The organism is Myxococcus sp. MH1, from assembly GCF_059738865.1.
In genome coordinates this window covers 8,621,732-8,640,817 of record NZ_AP026947.1, presented here as the reverse complement: position 1 = coordinate 8,640,817, position 19,086 = coordinate 8,621,732, and the positions used below count along the sequence as shown (strand labels likewise).

18 protein-coding genes are annotated in these 19,086 nt (G+C 70.3%); 8 read left to right on the top strand and 10 right to left on the bottom strand.

Annotated elements, in window-relative coordinates; genetic code table 11:
• The first annotated feature begins 68 nt into the window (after positions 1-68).
• The gene (locus AC6JA9_RS34040) at positions 69-2,162 is read left to right on the top strand and encodes a thioredoxin domain-containing protein (protein ID WP_497958394.1); all 2,094 of its coding nucleotides are present in this window, start codon (positions 69-71) and stop codon (positions 2,160-2,162) included.
• Between the two features lie 25 nt (positions 2,163-2,187).
• Here AC6JA9_RS34040 and AC6JA9_RS34035 read toward each other — a convergent pair whose 3' ends face one another.
• The 3 genes from AC6JA9_RS34035 to AC6JA9_RS34025 form a co-directional block, all read right to left on the bottom strand.
• Entirely contained in the window at positions 2,188-3,705 is a 1,518-nt protein-coding gene (locus AC6JA9_RS34035) for a transglutaminase-like domain-containing protein (protein ID WP_223748464.1), read from the bottom strand.
• 63 nt (positions 3,706-3,768) lie between these two features.
• Positions 3,769-4,131: a GNAT family N-acetyltransferase gene (locus AC6JA9_RS34030; protein WP_245772208.1), complete on the bottom strand. Its 363-nt coding sequence runs from the start codon at positions 4,129-4,131 to the stop codon at positions 3,769-3,771.
• Between the two features lie 16 nt (positions 4,132-4,147).
• Entirely contained in the window at positions 4,148-5,227 is a 1,080-nt protein-coding gene (locus AC6JA9_RS34025; RefSeq protein WP_267699703.1) for a D-alanine--D-alanine ligase family protein, read from the bottom strand.
• A gap of 147 nt (positions 5,228-5,374) precedes the next feature.
• Here AC6JA9_RS34025 and AC6JA9_RS34020 point away from each other — a divergent pair, with 147 nt between their 5' ends.
• Together AC6JA9_RS34020 and AC6JA9_RS34015 are read left to right on the top strand one after the other, a co-directional pair.
• Positions 5,375-6,670, top strand: a complete 1,296-nt coding sequence (locus AC6JA9_RS34020) for an HD domain-containing protein (protein ID WP_223748466.1) — start codon at positions 5,375-5,377, stop codon at positions 6,668-6,670.
• Positions 6,667-8,199, top strand: a complete 1,533-nt coding sequence (locus tag AC6JA9_RS34015; RefSeq protein WP_497958393.1) for an MBL fold metallo-hydrolase — start codon at positions 6,667-6,669, stop codon at positions 8,197-8,199. The genes AC6JA9_RS34020 and AC6JA9_RS34015 overlap by 4 nt, the downstream gene beginning before the upstream one ends.
• 327 nt (positions 8,200-8,526) lie before the next feature.
• Here AC6JA9_RS34015 and AC6JA9_RS34010 read toward each other — a convergent pair whose 3' ends face one another.
• The 5 genes from AC6JA9_RS34010 to AC6JA9_RS33990 all read right to left on the bottom strand — a co-directional run bounded on the left by AC6JA9_RS34010 (position 8,527) and on the right by AC6JA9_RS33990 (position 13,008).
• The gene (locus AC6JA9_RS34010; protein ID WP_223748468.1) at positions 8,527-9,294 is read right to left on the bottom strand and encodes a GlsB/YeaQ/YmgE family stress response membrane protein; all 768 of its coding nucleotides are present in this window, start codon (positions 9,292-9,294) and stop codon (positions 8,527-8,529) included.
• A 37-nt stretch (positions 9,295-9,331) separates the two neighbouring features.
• On the bottom strand, positions 9,332-11,185 hold the full coding sequence (locus AC6JA9_RS34005) for an FTR1 family protein (protein ID WP_223748469.1): 1,854 nt from the start codon (positions 11,183-11,185) through the stop codon (positions 9,332-9,334).
• Between the two features lie 64 nt (positions 11,186-11,249).
• A complete protein-coding gene (locus AC6JA9_RS34000) occupies positions 11,250-11,657 on the bottom strand; it encodes a hypothetical protein (RefSeq protein ID WP_223748470.1) in 408 nt (135 codons plus the stop codon).
• An 80-nt stretch (positions 11,658-11,737) separates the two neighbouring features.
• On the bottom strand, positions 11,738-12,217 hold the full coding sequence (locus AC6JA9_RS33995) for a dihydrofolate reductase (RefSeq protein WP_426745237.1): 480 nt from the start codon (positions 12,215-12,217) through the stop codon (positions 11,738-11,740).
• Positions 12,214-13,008 (bottom strand): thymidylate synthase, encoded by a 795-nt coding sequence (locus tag AC6JA9_RS33990; protein WP_223748472.1) that lies wholly within the window; start codon positions 13,006-13,008, stop codon positions 12,214-12,216. Before AC6JA9_RS33990 ends, AC6JA9_RS33995 begins: the two co-directional genes overlap by 4 nt.
• Before the next feature lie 140 nt (positions 13,009-13,148).
• Here AC6JA9_RS33990 and AC6JA9_RS33985 point away from each other — a divergent pair, with 140 nt between their 5' ends.
• The 5 genes from AC6JA9_RS33985 to AC6JA9_RS33965 all read left to right on the top strand — a co-directional run bounded on the left by AC6JA9_RS33985 (position 13,149) and on the right by AC6JA9_RS33965 (position 16,440).
• Positions 13,149-13,712 (top strand): cob(I)yrinic acid a,c-diamide adenosyltransferase, encoded by a 564-nt coding sequence (locus tag AC6JA9_RS33985; RefSeq protein ID WP_223748473.1) that lies wholly within the window; start codon positions 13,149-13,151, stop codon positions 13,710-13,712.
• An 18-nt stretch (positions 13,713-13,730) separates the two neighbouring features.
• The gene (gene queG / locus AC6JA9_RS33980; protein WP_426745238.1) at positions 13,731-14,744 is read left to right on the top strand and encodes a tRNA epoxyqueuosine(34) reductase QueG; all 1,014 of its coding nucleotides are present in this window, start codon (positions 13,731-13,733) and stop codon (positions 14,742-14,744) included.
• Positions 14,717-15,673, top strand: a complete 957-nt coding sequence (locus AC6JA9_RS33975) for a DMT family transporter (RefSeq protein ID WP_473570437.1) — start codon at positions 14,717-14,719, stop codon at positions 15,671-15,673. Before queG ends, AC6JA9_RS33975 begins: the two co-directional genes overlap by 28 nt.
• Before the next feature lie 121 nt (positions 15,674-15,794).
• Positions 15,795-16,235 (top strand): hypothetical protein, encoded by a 441-nt coding sequence (locus AC6JA9_RS33970; RefSeq protein ID WP_426745239.1) that lies wholly within the window; start codon positions 15,795-15,797, stop codon positions 16,233-16,235.
• Positions 16,228-16,440: a helix-turn-helix transcriptional regulator gene (locus AC6JA9_RS33965; RefSeq protein WP_046715820.1), complete on the top strand. Its 213-nt coding sequence runs from the start codon at positions 16,228-16,230 to the stop codon at positions 16,438-16,440. Before AC6JA9_RS33970 ends, AC6JA9_RS33965 begins: the two co-directional genes overlap by 8 nt.
• A gap of 58 nt (positions 16,441-16,498) precedes the next feature.
• Here the strand turns inward: AC6JA9_RS33965 and AC6JA9_RS33960 are convergent, their stop codons facing one another.
• Together AC6JA9_RS33960 and AC6JA9_RS33955 are read right to left on the bottom strand one after the other, a co-directional pair.
• Complete coding sequence (locus tag AC6JA9_RS33960) at positions 16,499-17,983, bottom strand: endo alpha-1,4 polygalactosaminidase (RefSeq protein ID WP_483578600.1); 1,485 nt, start codon at positions 17,981-17,983, stop codon at positions 16,499-16,501.
• Between the two features lie 164 nt (positions 17,984-18,147).
• Positions 18,148-18,996 (bottom strand): hypothetical protein, encoded by an 849-nt coding sequence (locus AC6JA9_RS33955; RefSeq protein ID WP_483578599.1) that lies wholly within the window; start codon positions 18,994-18,996, stop codon positions 18,148-18,150.
• Positions 18,997-19,086: the final 90 nt, after the last annotated feature.

Sequence of the window (19,086 nt, the reverse complement as noted above, 5' to 3'; positions counted from 1 at the left end):
ATTGGGACTTGCTCCGGATGGCGGGGCTCCATATGCCCTGGGTCCGGCAGTTCCCGCCCGGAGACCCCATGGCCACCCACCCTCCGTCGTCCGGCTCCACCAACCGTCTGGCCCAGGAGCCCTCGCCGTACCTGCGCCAGCACGCCGACAATCCGGTGGACTGGTTCGCCTGGGGCGATGAGGCGCTCGCTCGCGCCCGCGCCGAGGACAAGCCCATCCTGCTCTCGGTGGGCTACTCCGCGTGCCATTGGTGTCACGTGATGGCCCACGAGTCCTTCGAGTCGCCCGACACCGCGCGGCTGATGAACGAGGGCTTCATCAACATCAAGGTCGACCGCGAGGAGCGGCCGGACCTGGACCAGATCTACCAGGGCGTGGTGCAGCTGATGGGGCAGGGCGGCGGGTGGCCGCTGACGGTGTTCCTCACGCCGGACCTGAAGCCCTTCTTCGGCGGCACGTACTTCCCGCCGGAGGACCGCTATGGCCGGCCGGGCTTCCCCCGGCTGTTGATGGCGCTGCGGGACGCGTGGGCGAACAAGCGCGAGGAGGTGCTGCGGCAGTCCGAGCAGTTCGCCGAAGGCCTGGGGGAATTGGCCGCGTATGGGCTGGACGCGGCGCCCGGCGTGCTGTCCGCGGAGGACGTGGTGACGATGGGCAAGCGCATGGTCCAGCAGGTGGACCCGGTGCACGGCGGCTTCGGTGGCGCGCCCAAGTTCCCCAACCCGATGAACTTCTCGCTGCTCTTGCGCGCGTGGCGGCGGGGCGGTGGCGCGCCGCTCAAGGACGCGGTGCTGCTCACGCTGGAGCGCATGGCGCTGGGGGGCATCTACGACCAGCTGGGCGGAGGCTTCCATCGCTACTCGGTGGATGCGCGCTGGTTGGTGCCGCACTTCGAGAAGATGCTCTACGACAACGCGCAGCTCGTGCACCTGTACGCGGAGGCCGAGCAGGTGGAGTCGCGTCCGCTGTGGCGCAAGGTGGTGGAGGAGACGGTGGAGTACGTGCGCCGCGAGATGACGGACGCGGGCGGCGGCTTCTTTGCGGCGCAGGACGCGGACAGCGAGGGCGAGGAGGGGAAGTTCTTCGTGTGGCGTCCGGACGAGCTCCACGGGTTGTTGTCGCCCGAGCGCGCGGAGCTGGTGATGCGGCACTTCCACGTCACGCCGCAGGGGAACTTCGAGCACGGGGCCACGGTGCTGGAGGTGGTGGTGCCCGCCGATACGCTCGCGCGGGAGCGAGGGCTCCCGGTGGCGGAGGTGGAGCGCGAGCTCGTCGAGGCGCGGCGCGTGTTGTTCGAGGCGCGTGAGCAGCGGGTGAAGCCGGGGCGGGACGACAAGATTCTGGCGGGGTGGAACGGGCTGATGATTCGCGGGCTGGCGCTGGCGTCGCGGGTCTTCGAACGGCCGGACTGGGCGCGGCTCGCGGTGGCGGCGGCGGACTTCGTGCTGGCGAAGCTGTGGGACGGGACTCGGCTTGCGCGCTCGTACCAGGAGGGGCAGGCGCGCATCGACGGGTTCCTGGAGGACTATGGAGACCTCGCCTCGGGGCTGACGGCGCTGTACCAGGCGACGTTCGACGTGAAGTACCTGGAGGCGGCCGAGGCGCTGGTGAAGCGCGCGGTGGAGCTGTTCTGGGATGAGGAGAAGCGGGCGTACTTCACGGCGCCGCGCGGTCAGAAGGACCTGGTGGTGGCGACGTATGGCCTGTTCGACAACGCGTTCCCTTCGGGCGCGTCCACGCTGACGGAGGCGCAGGTGGCGCTCGCGGCGCTCACGGGCCACGAGCACCACCTGGAGCTGCCGACGAAGTATGTGGGGAAGATGCGCGAGGGGCTGGTGGCCAATGCGATGGGCTACGGCTACCTGGGGCTCGCGGCGGACGCGCTGCTGGAGGGCGCGGCGGGGGTGACGTTCAGCGGCTCGCGCGAGGCGGTGGCGCCGCTGTTGAGCGCGGCGAACCGCGTCTACGCGCCGACGTTCGCGTTCGGCTGGAAGGAGGAGGGGAGGCCCGTGCCCGCGCTCCTGAAGGAGCTGTTCGAGGGACGCGAGCCGGTGGGCGGCAAGGGCGCCGCGTACCTGTGCCGGGGCTTCGCGTGCGAGGTGCCTCGCACGGACGCGAAGGAGCTCGTCGAGCGACTGGCGCTGGCGCCCCGGGGGGCGTGAGCACGTCCCCCGGAGGTTCGCCGCGTTACTTCACCTCGACGACCTTCAGCGTGCCGATGAGGGGCGTGATTTCGGCGTTGCCCTCGTAGCCGAACGCGAAGTGCGTGGCGTCCGCGACGGGCTGGTTGAACGTGGGGTCCATCTGGGTCCACTCCCCCACGAACGCCTCCACCCACTCGTGCCAGTACAGCGCGGGCACGCCGTCCTGGTTCACCATGTAGATGACACCGTCCACGCGCCGCGCCGGGATTCCCGCCGCGCGCAGCAGCGCCACGCTCAGCAGCGAGTGCTCCGTGCAGTCACCGCGCTTCTGGCGCAGCACATCCGTCGCCCGGTCCGCGCTGGCGCCGTAGTCCTTCTCCAGGTGGGTGGCCACCCACGTGTTCACCTTCTGCGCGGCGCGGTACGCGTCCTTCTCGTCCCCGATGATTTTCTTGGACTGCTCGCGGATGGCCGGCGCGTCGCTCTCCACCATGAGCGTGGACTTGAGGTTCTCCCCGCCGTCCGGGTCCGTCAGCGGCCGGGGCTTGCGGTTCGCCGTCGCGGGCGCCGCAGCCAGGAGCGTCACGTCCACGCCGCCATCCGGCCGGGCCGTGAACTTCTGCCGGTACGTCTCCACGCGGAACTTCTCCGGCAGCCCCTGCACCACCAGCTTCACGTTGCCGGGCACCGCGCGCGCCGCCTCGGGCAGCGGCTTGGGCAGCACCACGCGCGTGAGGCCGAACACCTCCACCAGGTCCATCCGCTTGGCGACCGCCTCCGTCTCCTTGCGCGCCTGCATCGTCTTGCCGAAGTCCACCAGCACCATCTCCCCACGCTGCGTCACGTAGGAGTCCACCGGCACCTTCTCCTTCTGCGACAGGCTGCTGGCCTTGCCCAGCTTCACCTTCACCCCGTTGAGCGTGCGCTGCTCCGGGGCCTCCACCGTCGTCGACAGGCCGTAGGTCTCCAGGTCCATCCCGTCGAGCGAGAAGCCCTCCACCTTCGCCTTGCGAAAGAGCGCCACGCGCGCCTGGTCCGCGTCCTCCACGTGCTCCTTCGGCGCGGGCAACAGCGGCAGCACCTCGTCCGCGTAGCCCACGCGCTTGCGCACCACGCGCAGCTTCCCGTCGGGCGTCGTCGTGCCCTCCAGCGTCTGGTCGCCACCATCCCCGCGCTGCGTCACCGTGAAGGACAACAGCCGTCCGCCGGCCTTCGCCTCGTAGACGCGCTCCTCGCGGTGGTTGCGCTCCGACAGGCGGGTGCCGACCAGCGCCTTGAACACGAGCTGGTTGACGCTCTTCACCTGGGGCACCGCCCCGGGCACCAGCACCAGGTCCGTGAACAGCCAGCCCACCTTCTTGTCCATGAGGTACAGGCCGAAGAACTCGCCGCCCTGGGGGCGCGGCGCCTTCAGCACGTCGGACGCGTCTGCGGGGAGGGAGGCGGCCTTCGCGGGCGCCGCGGCCTTGGCGGGCGCGGCGGCCTTCGCGGAGGGCGCGCCCGTCAAGAGGGCGCACAAGGCCACGAGGGCCAGGGACATCGGTCGGAGCGTGCGGGTCATCACGCCCCTTCTAACGGGGGAGGCGGGCAAAGTCTTCACCCGCCCCACACCCCGTGCGGTGGACTACAGCCGCTTGGTGAGGATGATGAGGTCGTCGCCCACCTTGTAGAAGTCGCGGATGCGCGCCTCCTCGCCGTACTTCATGGACGCGTAGAAGCCGCGCGTGGGGCCGTAGGCCTCCGTGGCGCTCGTCTCCACGCGGATGAGCCGGCCGTTGCGACGGCGCAAATCGCCCTCCATTCCGGACACCAGCGCCGCGCCCACGCCCTGGCCACGCACCTCCGTGGCGGACGCAATCCAGTACAGGTCGTACGTGTCCTCCGTCATCGGCGTGGGGCCGTAACAGACATAGCCCACCAGCTGACCGGCCCGGTCCGCGACGATGATGGCGTAGTCCGTGTTGCCCGACTTCAGGGCCTCGCCCACCAGCTCGATGGCGACCTCAACCTCCTGCGGCGAGAAGGTTTCGATCTTTCGAATCAGCGCGGCGAGGGGCTCCCGGTCCTTTTCTTCGATGGGACGGATGTCCATGGGCTCTTTCGGTAGCGACCTCCACCAGCCGGGCGGCCAGCGCGGCGTAGTCCAGGCCCGCGGAGGCCGCGGCCCTGGCGAACCCGGCTCCCGGATGGAGGTCGCAGTTGGGGTTGATATCGATGACGTAGGGCACGCCCTCCGGAGACACCCGGAGATCGACCCGGCCATAGTCCTGACAATCGAGTGCTGCGAAGGCTTCCAGCGCGACCTGCACACAACGAGCTTCCAGCGCCGCATCCACCTGGCACGGCCCGGCGGGCGTATCCCGGTACTCGTCGGAGCCCGCCTCCCACTTGGCGCTGTACGACACGATGTTCGGCCGGTCCTCGAAGGTCCGTCCGAAGTGGATTTCCGTCAACGGCAGCGCGCGGCGCGGCTGGTTGCCGAGCAGCGGCACGTAGATTTCGCGGCCGGCGATGAACTGCTCCACCAGCGCGGGCTGATGGAACTCGCGCAGCACCCGCTCGCAGGCGCGCACCAGCGCCGCCCGCTCGTGCACCACCGAGTCCCCGCTGATGCCCATGCTGGCGTCCTCGCGCGCGGGCTTCACGATGAGGGGCCAGGACAGGTCCACCGCCAGCGCATCCTCCAGCCGCTCCACCACCCGGAAGCCCGGGGTGGACACGCCGCGCGCACAGAGCAGCTCCTTCGCCTTGGGCTTGTGCAGCGCGAGGCCCAGCGAGAGGGCGGACGAGCCCGTATAGGCCAGGCCCAGCGCGTCCAGCAGGCACGGGACGGCCATCTCCCCGCGGCTGTCGGCGGCGAGCGACTCGCAGAGGTTGATGACCAGGTCCGGCTGCCGCCGCCGCAGCGTGTCCACGAAGTCCAGCCGGTCGCCCTCGATGGCGAGCGGCTCGGCGAGGGTGTCGCCCTTCGTGAGGGCCTCGGCGAGCGCCGCGGCGACCCGCACCACGTCCTCGCGGGCTTCCCGGCCCGGGTCATCCTGGAGGAGCTCGTGGTCGCGGTTGTGCAGCAGAATGATGTGCATTCGGAGGTGGCCGAGGGTTAGCACGTCCCTCGGTCCTCGCCCAGTCCGCAGGTGACGGTTGGTTACCTCCTGGGCTACCTCCCGCCAGGGCTTGAAGTACGGTGGAATACCTCCGGTGGGGGTATCCAGGAGTATGGAAAGGGCATCATGCGCATCCGCGACCCCATCCACGGCACCATCCCGGTGAGCGACGCCGAGAAGGCGGTCATCGACAGCCGGCACTACCAGCGGCTTCGCTATGTGCGGCAGCTCGGCTTCGGCGACCTGGCCTTCCCCGGGGCCACGCACACCCGGCACATCCATTCGTTGGGCGCCATGCACGTGGCCGCGCGGGTGTTCGCCGCGGTGGCCTCGCGCTCCACGCTGCCCGACGACGTGCGCGAGCGCTTCTCCACCGCGGTGCGTCTGGCCGTGCTGTGTCATGACCTGGGGCACATGCCGCTGTCGCACGCCTCCGAGCGCATCGCCCCGAAGCGCTCGCTCCTGCGGCTGCCCGGCTGGCTGGACTCGGCGGCCGAGGGCGAGCAGGCCACCCACGAGGACTACACGGCGAAGATCCTCCTCGACAGCTCGCTGACGCCCATCATCGAGCGCGAGTTCGGGCGGCTCGGCATCACCCCCATGGCGGCGGTGGCGTTGATCACCGGCGCGCGTCCGCCCAAGGACCCGGGCTTCACCTGGCAGGGCGTGGACTGGGCGCCCCTGCTGCGCGCCATCGTCTCCGGCGAGCTGGACGCGGACCGCATGGACTACCTGCTGCGTGACTCCTTCTACACGGGGGTGAACTACGGCCGGTACGACATGGATTGGATCATCAACAACCTCAATCCGGCGGTGAAGGACGGGCGCGCCTATCTGGCGTTGAGCCGGGCGGCGGCGTTCGCCTTCGAGGACTTCCTGCTCAGCCGCTACCACATGTTCGTGTCGGTCTATCTGCACCACACGTCGGTGAGCTTCGACTACATGCTGCGGCGCTACTACGAGGAGTCGCCGGGCGAGTTCGAGATTCCCTCGGACCCGGAGGCGTTCCTGCTCTGTGACGACTCGGCGCTCTGGTACACGCTGCGCCGCTCGCGCAACCGGTGGGCCCAGCGCATCATCACGCGGCAGGGCTTCAAGCTGCTGGCGCAGTTCACCGAGCGCGACGCCGGGTATGACCTGGACGTGCTGCGCAGCGCACTCGTCTCGTCGGGCTTCGAGCACTACGTCGTCGAGTCGGTGAATGTGCTCAGCAAGTACGCCTCGGGGCCCTCGAGCACGGGGCCGAGCCTCTTCATCGTCGACGCCTCGACGGGTCGGCTGACGGAGGTGGCGCGCTACACGCCGCTGTATCAGCGCTACAGTGGCGCGGTGCGCCTCACCCGGCTTTATGTGAGGCCGGACCAGTCGGCCGCGGCGCACGAGCTGATGGGCCAGCTGTTGGGCCAGACGGTGCGAACATGAGCGAGCGACTCCCCGGTCTGGGCCTCGGCCTGGACCTGCAGCATGTCCCCAGTGAGCCCAGGGGCTCGGCCGTGGCGTTGTTGTACCGCCGCGTGGGCGCGGGCGTGGAGGTGTACTGGGTGAAGCGCGGCAAGGCGCTGGCCTTCGCCGGCGGCTTCTATGCGTTCCCCGGTGGGAAGCTGGACGCGGCGGACGCGCAGGTGCCGGTGCGGGGTGTCACGGGCGAGGAGGCCGCGCTGCGCTCGGCGGCGGCGCGCGAGCTGTTCGAGGAGGCGGGCGTGCTGGTGGCCGAGGGCGCCGAGGCGCTCTCGCAGGAGAAGCTGGACGCCCTGCGCAAGGCGTTGCTCGCGGGGAAGCTCGGGTGGGGTGAGTTGCTGCACGCGGAGGGACTGGCGCTGCGCGCGGACGACTTCCGGGGCGCGGGGCGGTGGATCACGCCGCCGTCGGTGCCGGTGCGCTTCGACACGCACTTCTACCTGGTGGAGCTGCCGCCCAAGGCGCGCGCGGAGCTGTGGCCGGGCGAGCTGTCGGAGGGGGCGTGGATTGCGCCCGAGGCGGCGCTGGCGCGGTGGAACGACGGCACGGCGCTGCTGCATCCTCCGGCGGTGCATGCGCTCCAGGTGCTGGGCTCGTTCAAGGACGAGGCGGATGCGCGGGCGCGGCTGCTGACGCCGCCGTACTGCCCTGGGTACATCTCGCAGCGCATCGAGTTCCAGAAGGGTGTGCGCGTGGTGGCGCTGGAGACGGCCACGCTGCCTCCGGCGACGCACACGAACGCGTACGTGCTGGGCAACGGCGAGCTGTTGCTGGTGGACCCGGGCTCCGGGGACGTGAAGCAGTACGCGAAGCTGTTGTCGCTGGTGTCGAGCCTGAAGGCGGAGGGGTGCAAGCCGGTGGCGGTGGTGCTGACGCATCACCACGGTGACCACGTGGGCGGGGCGCGCGCGGTGAAGGAGCGACTGGGGATTCCGCTCTGGTGCCATGCGAAGACGGCGGAGTGGCTCGACTTCCCCGTCGAGCGGCTGCTGGAGGATGGCGAGGTGCTGGAGCTGGCCGGGGATGTGCCGCAGCGCTGGCGCGTGTTGCACACGCCGGGGCATGCGCGGGGACACCTGTGCCTGGTGGACGAGCGCAGTCGCTCGGCGGTGGTGGGGGACATGGTGGCCGGCGTGGGCTCCATCGTCATCGACCCGCCCGAGGGCAACATGCGCGACTACCTGGCGCAGCTCGCGCGGCTGCGCGACTGGCCCGTCACGACGCTGTACCCGGCGCATGGGCAGCCGCTGCCGGATGGTCCCTCGAAGCTCCAGGAGTACCTGAACCACCGCGCGCAGCGTGAGGCGCTCATCTTCGACGCGGTGCCCGCGGACGGCGTCTCGTTGGCCGAGGTGGTGGAGCGCGCGTACGCGGACACGCCGCCGGTGATGCACCCGGTGGCGGAGCGCAGCGCGCTGGCCACGCTGGAGAAGCTGGTGGCCGAGGGCCGCGTGCGCGAGGAGTCGGCTCGCTACTTCCGACAGGGGAGCTAGGCGCGAGGCATCGTCGGGCACTCACCGCGGGCCGTGGTGAGGCTCGTTTGGAAGGGGGCCTCTGGAGGCGTGCTTCGAGTTCGGCGGGACGTGCCCGAAGGTGCTGCTAGATGCGCCCGAGGAGACCGAAGCGGGTCCGTGCTCGGTCATTCTCGCCGGTCGAGGTTGATGCATCCCCAGTGCATCTGCTTCGGGGCTCGCCGCCCGTCTCAGGTGCGCGGTTGCTCTCGGCGGCGCATCGGGTGCGGTTCGTGTGGAGGTCGCGCCTGGATGCGCGCATCCATCCTGCTCGAGCAGCCCCCTGGGCGTGGTTCGTGTGAGGGGTTTCTAGAAACGCCCGATGAGACCGAAGCGGGGCCCGTGCTCGGTCATCCCGGCCACGGGCATCAGCCGCACGCCGGTGTCCGCGCGCGTGGGCGCCACGGGCTTCACGGCCGAGTGCGACTGGTGCGACAGCTCGTAGCCCGTGGTGGCGCCGATGACGGGCAGGAAGAGCAGCAGCGCGGAGACGGCCTTGTCGTCGTCGGCCCCGAGCACGAGCGATCCCAGCAGCGCACCACCCCAGCCCACGAGGCTCCCTCCGACAGTGGCGAGGATGGTGCCCTTGCCGTCCATCAGCCGTCCGCCCGCCCACGTCCCCGCGGGCACGCCGATGACGACGCCGGTGAGCCCGCCCACCAGCGAGACGACGTTGCACTCGTCACAGCCCACGGTGGGCGCGCCCAGCAGGTAGCCGACCACGAGCCCCACCGCGCCGCCCGCGATGCCTCCCGCGGTGCCTCCCACGAACTCCACCGCGATGCGCGGGACCGGGTCCTCCACGGCCGCCTTGCGGCTGGGCCGGGCCTCCTCCGCCACCTGCGTCCCCGAGTCGTCCGGGGGCGTGTCCTGCGTCCGTCCGCTCGAGCCCTCGTCGTCGTCCTCGTCCGAGTCGGTCCTGTCGCCAGGGGACACGGGGACGAGTGGAGGAGGCGTCAGCTCGGGCGCGGGGCGCTTCGCGGGCTCGTCCTCGGAGACGTGCTGACCCCACGCGGGGCCCGTGCTCAGAAGGAGCAGGCCCACCAGGAGGACAGGATGCGCGCGCGAAAGCCTCACCCGCACACGCTACCGCAAGGCTGGGGTACTCGTCGCGTCAACTGGCGGACACCTCGGTGACGCGCTCGGGACGGGCCCGCCGACGCAGCAGCACCAGGGCCAGCGGCGCGGCGGCCAGGAGCACCTGGGGCACGAGCGAGAGCAGGTCCGGATAGATGCCCAACAGGTCGATGGTGACGAAGCTCACCGGATAGAGCGGCAGCGCGCCCACCTCCTGCAGCGAGTGCAGGCCCTTGCCCAGCAGCATCACCGCGGTGACGACGAGCACCACCGTGGAGATGTTGAAGAGCGTCTTCATGGGCAACCGGAAGCCGAGCCGGTTGATGAAGAGCACCAGGATGACCAGCGCCACCGAGCCCACCAGCGCGCCCCACGCCACGCCTGCGGGCGAGTCCAGCGCCAGGCCCTGCAGGAAGATGGCGGTCTCGAAGCTCTCGCGCAGCACGGCGGTGAAGGCGATGAGGAACAGGCCGAACAGGCTGCCTCGCCCCAGCGCACCCTTCATCTTCTCGCGCAGCTCCCCCATGAACTGGCTCATGTTGGAGCGCGCGTTGAGCCACAGCGCCGCGTACAGCAGCATGCCCACGGCCACGAGCGCGGCCACGCCCTCCATCCACTCGCGCTCGGCGCCAGCCAGCAGGTGGCGGCCCAGCACGTAGGCGATGGCGCCCACCACCAGCGCGGACATCCAGCCGGCGTGCACCACGCGCACGTGCTCGGTGGCCTTCATCTTCTTCAGGGCCGCCAGCAGCGCGGCGACGATGATGGCCGCCTCGAAGCCCTCGCGCAGCAGGATGAACACGGTGAGCCACAGCGTGGACACCAGGTCCGCCGCGCTGCCGCTGTCCCGGCGCGCCTGGTCGAGCAGCGCAATCAGCTCGCGCCCCTCGTCCTGCAACCTGGGGCTGCTGGTCTCCGCCGCCAGTCGCGCCTTGAGGAAGCCCTGCTCCAGCTTGAGCACCAGCGCGGAGTCGCGCGAGGTCAGCTTGGGCTCCACCGGCTCCAGCCCGTTGAGGTACGCATCCAGGAGCGCGGCCTTCGCGGCGGACGGGTTGCCCGCGGCGCCCTGGCGCATGGCCTCCTGCACGCCGTCGCGCGCCGCCATCAGCGAGCGCTCCTCGTCCACCTGGGGCAGCTTCCGACGCAGGCACGCGAGCTTGTCGGCGCCGAAGTCCTTCACCAGCTCGTCGTCGGTGGCGTTCGCCAGCCGCTCCAGCGACGCGCGCGGAGGCGTCCCCTCGCACGGGGGCAGGCGCAGGGTGAAGGCGAAGAACGCGAGCGACCAGCGCTCGTCCTCGGTGAGCGTGGGGAAGGCGGGCATGGCGGTGCCCGGCACGCCGAAGCTGGTGGTGTTGAACGCCTTGTAGGGCGTGAGGCCGCCCATCAGCTCCGCGTCCTGGAAGTTGGCGGGCGCGGGCTCCATCGTCGCGGCGATGGGCAGGTTGGCGCTGCCGTCCGCGGCGTGGCAGGCCGCGCAGTTCGTCTGGAAGAGCTCGGCGCCGCGCTGGAGGTCCGGCGGGTGACGGGGGCTGCGCGCGAGTCCACCGACGAGCACCAGGTCCTGCACCAGCGCGCCGCAGTCGCGGCTGACGCCCTCCGGGTCCTGCGACTGGTCCACGCGCGCCTGGATGGCCTTCACGCGGGGGACGAAGACCGAGGCCTGCGCACCCAGCTCCCGCGCCGCGGACACCGCCTCCGCCGCGAAGCTCTTCTGCTCCTCCAGCTCGAACGCGGACTGGGACTCGATGGCGGCCGGGTAGTCCGCCTCCAGGTACTGGAGGATTCCCACCAGCCGATGCCAGGTCCGCTCCTCCGCGCCGCTCTCGGCGGCGAAGGCCGACCCGGGCACCATGAAGAGCAGGACGAGGACGACGCGGACCACATGATTCATGCGTCCCGTCTACCAGCGGGGCCCGGTCGTTTCAATTCTGCGACTCAATCTCAAGATGGGGACTTCAGGCGGGAGTCGGAAGGCCCGGAATGGGGGCGGGGTTGCCCAGGGCTGTCCACCGTTCGACCTCCAGCGAGTGGATGCGGAGCCGGGCGATGCGCCAGTCGCCGCCGCGCAGGTGGCCGAGGGCGAGCGAGGCCACGGTGAGCGCGCCGATGGAGACGGCGCCGATGGCGAGCGCGCCCAGGCCGGTGGCGCCGATGGCGGTGGCTCCGACGGCGAGCGCGCGCAGGGCGCGTGGGCGGAAGCGGCGCTGACGTTGCTGGGCCTCGAGCTGACGCGAGAGGCGAGCGAGCGTGGTGGTGTTGGCGAGGGTGAGCGTGGCGCCGAGCAGGGAAGCGGCGCGCCAGGGCAGGCGCGGCGCGGGGAGCCAGGGGCTGAGCGTGAGTCGAGGGCCGAGGGAGGTGCGCATGCCGTTCCAGGTGCGCACGGCGCGGGAGCGAGACAAAGCCGACGTGGAACGCCGCGCTGCTCGACGAGGGAGCAGCGGCGTCAGCGCTCGTAGGTGAGGAACGCGTACGGAGGCTCGGACTCCGGATGCGGGTCCTCTTCGATGAGCCGCCAGCCGGACAGGTCCACCTCGGGGAAGAATGTGTCACCCGGGTAGTCGCGCGCGATTCGCGTGAGGTAGAGCCGCTGGATGCGGTCCATCGTCTGCGCGTACAGGTCCGCGCCCCCCGCGATGAAGACCTCGTCGTCGCCTCGGGCCTCGGCCTGTTGGAGCGCCTCCTCCACCGAGTGCGCCACCGTGACCCCCGATGGCGCGAAGTCCTTCTGCCGCGTGACGACGATGAACGTACGCCCCGGCAGCGGACGGCCGATGGAGTCGTACGTCTTGCGGCCCATCACGAGCGTGTGGCCCATGGTGAGCCGCTTGAATCGCGCCAGGTCCGCGGGCAGTCGCCACGGCAGTTGGTTGTTCGCGCCGATGACCCGGTTCGACGCCAGCGCGACGATGGCCGACAGCTTCATACGGCCACGGGCGCCTTGATGGCGGGGTGGGGCTCGTAGCCCTCGAGCGTGAAGTCCTCGTACCGGAATGCGAAGAGGTCCTTCACCTCGGGGTTGAGCTTCAATCGCGGCAGCGCACGCGGCGCGCGCGAGAGCTGCTCGCGGGCCTGCTCCACGTGGTTGAGGTACAGGTGCGCGTCGCCAATCGTGTGGATGAACTCGTGCGCGACCAGGCCCGTCGCCTGCGCCACCATCATCGTCAGCGCCGAGTACGAGGCGATGTTGAAGGGCAGCCCGAGGAACAGGTCCGCGCTGCGCTGGTAGAGCTGGCAGGACAGCTTCCCGTCGGCCACGTAGAACTGGAAGAGCACGTGGCACGGCGGCAGCTTCATGCCCGGCAGGTCCGCCACGTTCCACGCGCTGACGATGTGTCGGCGCGAGTCCGGGTTCTTCTTCAGCCCGTCGACCAGCGCCTTCATCTGGTCGATGTGGCCCCCGTCCGGCGCGCTCCACGAGCGCCACTGGTGTCCATACACGGGGCCGAGCTTCCCCTCGGCGTCAGCCCACTCATCCCAGATGGTGACGCCCTGCGCCTGCAGCGTGCGCACGTTGGTGTCACCCGCGAGAATCCACAGCAGCTCGTGAAGGATGGACTTCACGTGCAGCTTCTTCGTGGTGACGAGCGGAAACCCCTGCGTCAAATCGAACCGCAGCTGGGGGCCGAAGACACTCAGCGTGCCCGTGCCGGTGCGGTCGCCCTTCTTCGTCCCGTGCTTCAGGACGTGGTCCAGCAGGTTCAGGTAGGGCTGCATGGGGCCCAGCCGTCTAGGCGTCGTTGCCCCCAGTGGCAAGCACGAAGAAACGCAGTGCCCGCAACCCTGCAATCTCACTTGGGTCCACACACGTCCTTCGGATTGGACGCGCGGCGCATCCCGCCGGTAGAAGCCCGGACATGAAAATCTACACGAAGCGCGGAGACGCCGGAGATACCGGTCTATTCGGGGGCGGCCGGGTCCCGAAGGATGACGTGCGCGTGGATGCCTACGGCGAGGTGGACGAGCTGAACGCGACGCTGGGCCTGGTGCGCGGCTTCTCCCCGCCGCCGGAGCTGGACGCGATGCTCCACCGGCTGCAGGACCAGCTCTTCACCGTGGGCGCGGTGATGGCGACGCCCATGGACGCGAAGGCCGCCTCGCACCTGCCTCCGCTGAAGGAGAGCTGGGTGACGGACATGGAGAACGCCATGGACCGGTTCGACAGCGAGCTGCCGAAGATGACGCACTTCATCCTGCCCGGAGGCACGCAGGCGGCGGCCGCGCTGCACCTGGCTCGCACGGTGTGCCGTCGCGCCGAGCGCCGCGCCGTCCCGCTGCTGCGCGAGGGGACGATTCCCAAGGACGTGGTCATCTTCCTCAACCGGCTCTCCGACCTGCTCTTCGTCATGGCGCGCGTGGCGAACCACCGCGCGAATGTGCAGGACGTGAAGTGGATTCCGGAGAAGCCGTCCGAGTCCTAGTCTCTTCAAGGCGTCTTCTTGCTCCCCACCGCTCCGCTTCGTGACCTCGCCCGCTCGGTGGGCTTCGACCTGGTGGGCTTCGCCCGCGCGGAGCCCATCGAGCCGCGCTTCCTCCTGAGCTGGCTGGAGGCGGGCTACGCGGCGGACATGGACTGGATGGGCGAGCGGGCGGAGGAACGCCTGGACGTCGGCCGTCTCCTGCCGGGCGCGAAGACGGTCATCTCCTTCGTCAACAACTACTACCGCGACGAGGAGCCGTCGAAGGGCTCGCCCATCGCCCGGTACGCGCGGGGGCGCGACTACCACTCCACGCTGCGCGACCGGATGAAGGCGTTCCGCAAGGCCATCATCCAGATGGCCCCGGGGCTGGGCACGTACGGGAGCGTGGACAGCGGCCCGCTGATGGAGAAGGTGTGGGCCGCGCGCGCGGGCCTGGGCTACGTGGGCAAGAACGGGTGCTTCATCACCGAGCCCTTCGGCTCGTGGGTGCTGCTGGCCACGCTCGTCATCGATGCGGAGGTGGACGAATACGCGGACGGCCCCACGGCGGACCGGTGCGGCGCGTGTCGTCGGTGTCTCGTGTCGTGTCCCACGGGCGCGCTGGTGGGCAACAGCCAGGTGAACGCGGGAGCGTGTCTTTCCTACCAGACCATCGAGAACCGCGAGCGCGAGGTGCCCGAGCCATTTCGTTTCAAGTTCAACAACCTCATCTTCGGGTGCGACATCTGTCAGCAGGTGTGTCCGTTGAACCGCAAGCCTGTGTTCGCGGAGCACCCACGCTTCGCGCCTCGCGCGGTGGCGGAGCTGGGCACGCTGGAGCTGGCGGGGCTGACGACGGAGCAGTACGAGCAGCTCATCCCGGGGACGGCGCTGGCGCGCGCACGCTACGACGTGCTGCGCCGCAACGCCGTGTACGCGCTGGGGGTGGCCAGACAGGCGGACGCGCGGCACCTGCTCGAAAAGCTCAGCGACGATTCGAGCGAATTGGTACGTAGCGCGGCGCAATGGGCACTGCGCCAGCTGGTCCCCTGAACTCCTCCACGCCTTCGCTGCGCGGCGTCTACGCCGCCCTCCTCATCCAGGTGCTCATCAGCGCGGGGACGTACCTCGCCGCGAAGCGCGCCATGGCGGAGCTGCCGCCGCTCACGGTGGTGTTCTGGCGCTTCATGCTCAGCGGGCTCGTGTTCGTCGCGCTGCTGGCGCTGGTGCCCGGGCCCAAGCTTCCTCCGCGAAACGCTTGGGGCCGCATCCTGTTCCTCGGGCTGATGGCGGGCCCGGTGAACCAGCTGTTCTTCTTCACGGGGCTGTCGCGCTCCACCGCCGCGCACGGCGCGCTCTTGTATTCGCTCATGCCGCTGGGCGTGTACGTGCTCAGCCTCGCGCGAGGACAGGAGCGTGCCTCGACGCGGACGCTCGCGGGCATCGCCGTGGCCTTCGTGGGCGTGGTGGTGCTGCTGCTCGGCCGAGGGCTCGCGGAGGCGCGCGGCTCGCTGACGGGCGACCTGCTCATCCTCTGCGCGGTGATGGCGTGGGTGGTCTACACGACGGAGGGCAAGCCCTTCGTCGCCATCCATGGGCCGCTGCGCGCCACCGCGTGGTGCATGACGATGGCCACGGTGATGATGCTGCCGTTCGCGCCGTTCGTCGCGAACCCGGAGGCGCTCGTGGCCACGAGCACGCTCGCGAAGGGCTGCATCGTGTACCTGGGCCTGCTGACGTCGGTGGTCGCGTACGTGCTCTGGTACTACGCGCTGTCGAAGGTGTCGGCGTCGAAGGTGGCCATCTTCTCCAACCTCCAGCCCGCCGCCACGGCGCTGGCCGCGTGGGCGCTGCTGGATGAGGCCCTGCACTGGGAGATCGCCGTGGGCGGCGTGCTGGTGCTCGCGGGCGTGCGGCTCACCCAGACGGCCGTGACGAAGCCGCCGGTCCTCGCTCCCACGACGGACCGTCCCGCGACCTGAGGACCTTTTTCTTTCGTGCCTCGCTTTCGCGGTGCCGACGGGGCCTTTGGAGGGATGTTAGGCATTCTTGACATAGAGTCTTGAATGCTTAACATTGTGCGGTACGTGAAGGGAGCGGTTCATGGAGACGCAGATGTCGTCCCGGGAGCGGTTCGCGTGGGTGTTCCTGGTGTTGCTCGTCGTCAGCTACGGGACGTACTTCACCGCGGTCGCGGTGCTGGACGCGCGGGGTGAGCTCACGTTCTGGTCGCAGATCATCATGCTGACCGCGTCGGCGGTGTTCCAGGGCGTGGTGCTCGGTGTCTCGGCGATTGTCGGCCGGATGCGTCGGGCACCGGGCGAGAGGACCGGGCCCGACGAGCGCGACCGGGCCATCGCGCATCGCTCCGCGTCCGTCGCGTACTACGTGTTGATGGGCGGGATGATTCTCGTCGGCTGCATCATGCCGTTCGGCGCCAGTGGCTGGAAGGTGGCGAACGCGGCGATTCTCGCCATCGTCATCGCGGAGCTGGTGCACACGGGCCTGACGGTGTCGGGCTACCGCAGGGGCTTGCGTGCCTGAGCCTCGGCTGACCAACGAAATCCGCACGCTGCGCTTCCTCGCGGGCGAGATGACGCAGGCCGCGCTGGGCGAGAAGGTGGGCCTCACGCGTCAGACGATTGCCGCGATTGAGGCGGGCAAGTACTCGCCCAGCCTGGAGACGGCGTTCCGCATCGCGGAGGTCTTCGGCAAGCCGCTCGAGGCGGTGTTCCGCTGGGAGCGCTGAAGCACGACACCGCGCCTCGTGGGCACTTCCCGAGGCGCGGTGTTCCCACGGGGGGTGACTACTGCGGGTCCCATCCCGCGTTCACCGTCACGCGGTCCAGCGCGCGCACGGTGACGTAGGGCACGAAGCCCGCGGCGCGCGAGCGGGTGTACGCATCCGCGACATGGGCGGACTGCGTGGCGTAGTCGGTGGACAGCACCAGCTTGCCCGCGGCGCGCACGCGAGCGGCGTTGGTGCGGTTCTCCTCGCACCAGCCCTCGTCGCAGGCCACGTCGTCGGACCAGTACATGTCCTCCATGCCCAGCCCGTCGATGGCGGGCAGGTAGGCCGGGTCGTCGACGAGCTCCGGCGAGTTCTGCGGCACCACCTTGAAGTCCGGGTTGCGCGCCTTCGCGTACGTGTTGATGCGCGCGATGAGGGCCACCATCTTCCGCGCGAGGTCGGCGCGGTTGGTGCCGGCGGAGTTGGCGGGAATCTCCTCGTACGTGACGACCATGTCGAGGTAGCAGCCGTTGAAGCCCGCGGCGAGCGCGCGGTCGATGCGGCCCTGGACGATGGGCCACCAGCGCTCGTCCCAGTACTTCACGTACTGCTCGTCGGGCCAGCCGGACACGGGGCCGAGCTTCAGGTCCGCGGGCACCTGGCTCCACTCGGGGCGGTACTCCTCGATGGCGCCAATCTCGAAGTAGGCGAGCACCTGCTTGCCCCGGGCCTTGAGCGCCGAAATCTCCGCGGCGGTGAAGTAGCCGCTGGAGCCGTCGCGCACGAGCTCGACGATGGCCAGGTCGAACTTCGACGCGGCAATCGCGTCGAGCTTGCCCTGCGGATAGTTGGTGAGCTGGTACGTGAAGCTCTTCACGTTCGACCAGGGCACCTGCGTGCCCGCGTCCGTCGGAGTCCCCGCGTCGGTGGGCGTGCCCGCGTCCGTCGGAGTCCCCGCGTCGGTGGGCGTGCCCGCGTCGCTCGCCGCCACCTGCACGCGCACGACGAGCAGGTCCAGCAGCGACGCATCCGCGGTGGAGTCCGTGCGGTAGCGCAGCTTCACCGGGCCGCCGGACAGGAAGCGCGCGGGCGTGGGCAGGGCCAGCGACGTGGCCGTCCAGCGCCACGACTGCGCGAAGGTGTTGTCACCCACCAGGGCCCAGCTGTTCGTCGAGTAGTCCCAGGCCTCGATGACCCAGCGCATCTGCGCCTTCGCGGGGCCCCGGTAGTTCACGCCGACCTCGGCCGCGACGACGCTGTCCGCGCTCACGCCCGTGGGCAGCGGATAGGTGCACGTGGCGGAGCTGTTCGGCGCGAACTCGACGTACTCGGCCCAGCGGTCCTGCGTTCCGGACAAGGTCTGGGTGTTGAGCCCCTGGCCGCTCTGTCCCGAGGGGAGGGCGCCGCGCTCGAACTGGAGCGTGGCGCAGGGCAGGGTCCGCGCGTCGGGCAGGATGGCGTCCTGTCCGGTGTCGAAATCATCGTGCGGGGCCTTGTCGCCACACGCGGCCAGCAGGGCCAGCCAGCTCCAAGCCAACAACCACTTCATCGCGACTCGCATGCAACGGCTCCTCAGGGGTGTGGAGTAGCGAGCCGGCCTTAACGCCGCGCGACGTGTGCGAGCAACGTGAAGTCTGTGCGCACGTCGTCGCTGCGCACGGACTCCCCTTCATCGCTGGAACATTCGTCCGAGCCTGGACGCGGACACGAACCTCGCCGTCCGAATCAGTCCCCGTTCGGGTCCCACTCGGAGATGTCGTACTTGGGGTCCGGCGGCGGCTTGGGGCGCGGAGGCGCCGCGGGTGCGGCAGGCGGCGCCTTCTTCGCGGTGGGCGCGGGCGCCGGCGCGGGCTCGTCGTCGAGCAGCGGGTCTTTCTTCTCCTCGGTCCGCGGGGCGGCCGGGGCCTCGGTCCGGGCGGGCTCCGAGCGCGGCGACGGCCTGGTCGCGGCGGTGGGCGTGGGCGCGGGCGGCGCGTCCAGCGGCTCCAGGTCATCGGAGATGTCCGCCGAGGGCTCCGGTGTGGGCTTCGGCTCGGAGTCCGACGCGCGATAGACGCCCTGCCGAGACACCGGCGGCGGAGGCGGCGACGTGTCGAGCGGCGCGGGCGTCGGCTCCTTGGGCGGGCTCGTGTCCTCGGCGGGAATCTCGTCGGGCGAGCGGTACGCACCTCGCGGCCCGGGCGGACGCTCCGGACGCGCGTCGCCGAACGGGTCCTCCTCGCGGTTGGTGGTGCGCCGGGGCTCCGAGCTGGAGTTGGCGTCACCGAACGGGTCCTCCTCTCGGTTCACCGGCTTGCCCGGACGGCGCGACGGGCGACGCGGCTCGTCCGCCACCACGCCCGACGGCAGCCCTCGAATCGCCGAGTGCCGGTCGCTGCACTCCTCGCGGTTCTCCGTGCAGATGGAGAGGCACTGGGTGAGCTTCTTGAGCGTGCGGCCGCTGCCGCCGTACTCGATGGAACAGTCCTCCTTGCAGGTGGCGTAGTCCTCCTGACAGCCGGAGGGGACGGTGCCGCGCTGGGCGCTGACGGGGCTGGCGGCGAGCACCAGGAGCAGGACGGGAAGGGAACGCATGGCAATTGCGAAAACTACCAGTCTTCGTGCCTCCCGGCGCCAGGGGGGCGCGGTATGGTCCGGGGAGCGCGGCCGGAGCGCCCAAGGAGG

What these genes read in the sequence shown, in the direction of transcription:
- AC6JA9_RS34040 (WP_497958394.1), top strand. Translation starts at nt 69, where the DNA reads ATGGCCACCCACCCTCCGTCGTCCGGCTCCACCAACCGTCTGGCCCAG.
- AC6JA9_RS34035 (WP_223748464.1), bottom strand. Translation starts at nt 3,705, where the DNA reads ATGACCCGCACGCTCCGACCGATGTCCCTGGCCCTCGTGGCCTTGTGC.
- AC6JA9_RS34025 (WP_267699703.1), bottom strand. Translation starts at nt 5,227, where the DNA reads ATGCACATCATTCTGCTGCACAACCGCGACCACGAGCTCCTCCAGGAT.
- AC6JA9_RS34020 (WP_223748466.1), top strand. Translation starts at nt 5,375, where the DNA reads ATGCGCATCCGCGACCCCATCCACGGCACCATCCCGGTGAGCGACGCC.
- AC6JA9_RS34015 (WP_497958393.1), top strand. Translation starts at nt 6,667, where the DNA reads ATGAGCGAGCGACTCCCCGGTCTGGGCCTCGGCCTGGACCTGCAGCAT.
- AC6JA9_RS34005 (WP_223748469.1), bottom strand. Translation starts at nt 11,185, where the DNA reads ATGAATCATGTGGTCCGCGTCGTCCTCGTCCTGCTCTTCATGGTGCCC.
- AC6JA9_RS34000 (WP_223748470.1), bottom strand. Translation starts at nt 11,657, where the DNA reads ATGCGCACCTCCCTCGGCCCTCGACTCACGCTCAGCCCCTGGCTCCCC.
- AC6JA9_RS33995 (WP_426745237.1), bottom strand. Translation starts at nt 12,217, where the DNA reads ATGAAGCTGTCGGCCATCGTCGCGCTGGCGTCGAACCGGGTCATCGGC.
- AC6JA9_RS33990 (WP_223748472.1), bottom strand. Translation starts at nt 13,008, where the DNA reads ATGCAGCCCTACCTGAACCTGCTGGACCACGTCCTGAAGCACGGGACG.
- AC6JA9_RS33985 (WP_223748473.1), top strand. Translation starts at nt 13,149, where the DNA reads ATGAAAATCTACACGAAGCGCGGAGACGCCGGAGATACCGGTCTATTC.
- AC6JA9_RS33975 (WP_473570437.1), top strand. Translation starts at nt 14,717, where the DNA reads ATGGGCACTGCGCCAGCTGGTCCCCTGAACTCCTCCACGCCTTCGCTG.
- AC6JA9_RS33970 (WP_426745239.1), top strand. Translation starts at nt 15,795, where the DNA reads ATGGAGACGCAGATGTCGTCCCGGGAGCGGTTCGCGTGGGTGTTCCTG.
- AC6JA9_RS33960 (WP_483578600.1), bottom strand. Translation starts at nt 17,983, where the DNA reads ATGCGAGTCGCGATGAAGTGGTTGTTGGCTTGGAGCTGGCTGGCCCTG.
- AC6JA9_RS33955 (WP_483578599.1), bottom strand. Translation starts at nt 18,996, where the DNA reads ATGCGTTCCCTTCCCGTCCTGCTCCTGGTGCTCGCCGCCAGCCCCGTC.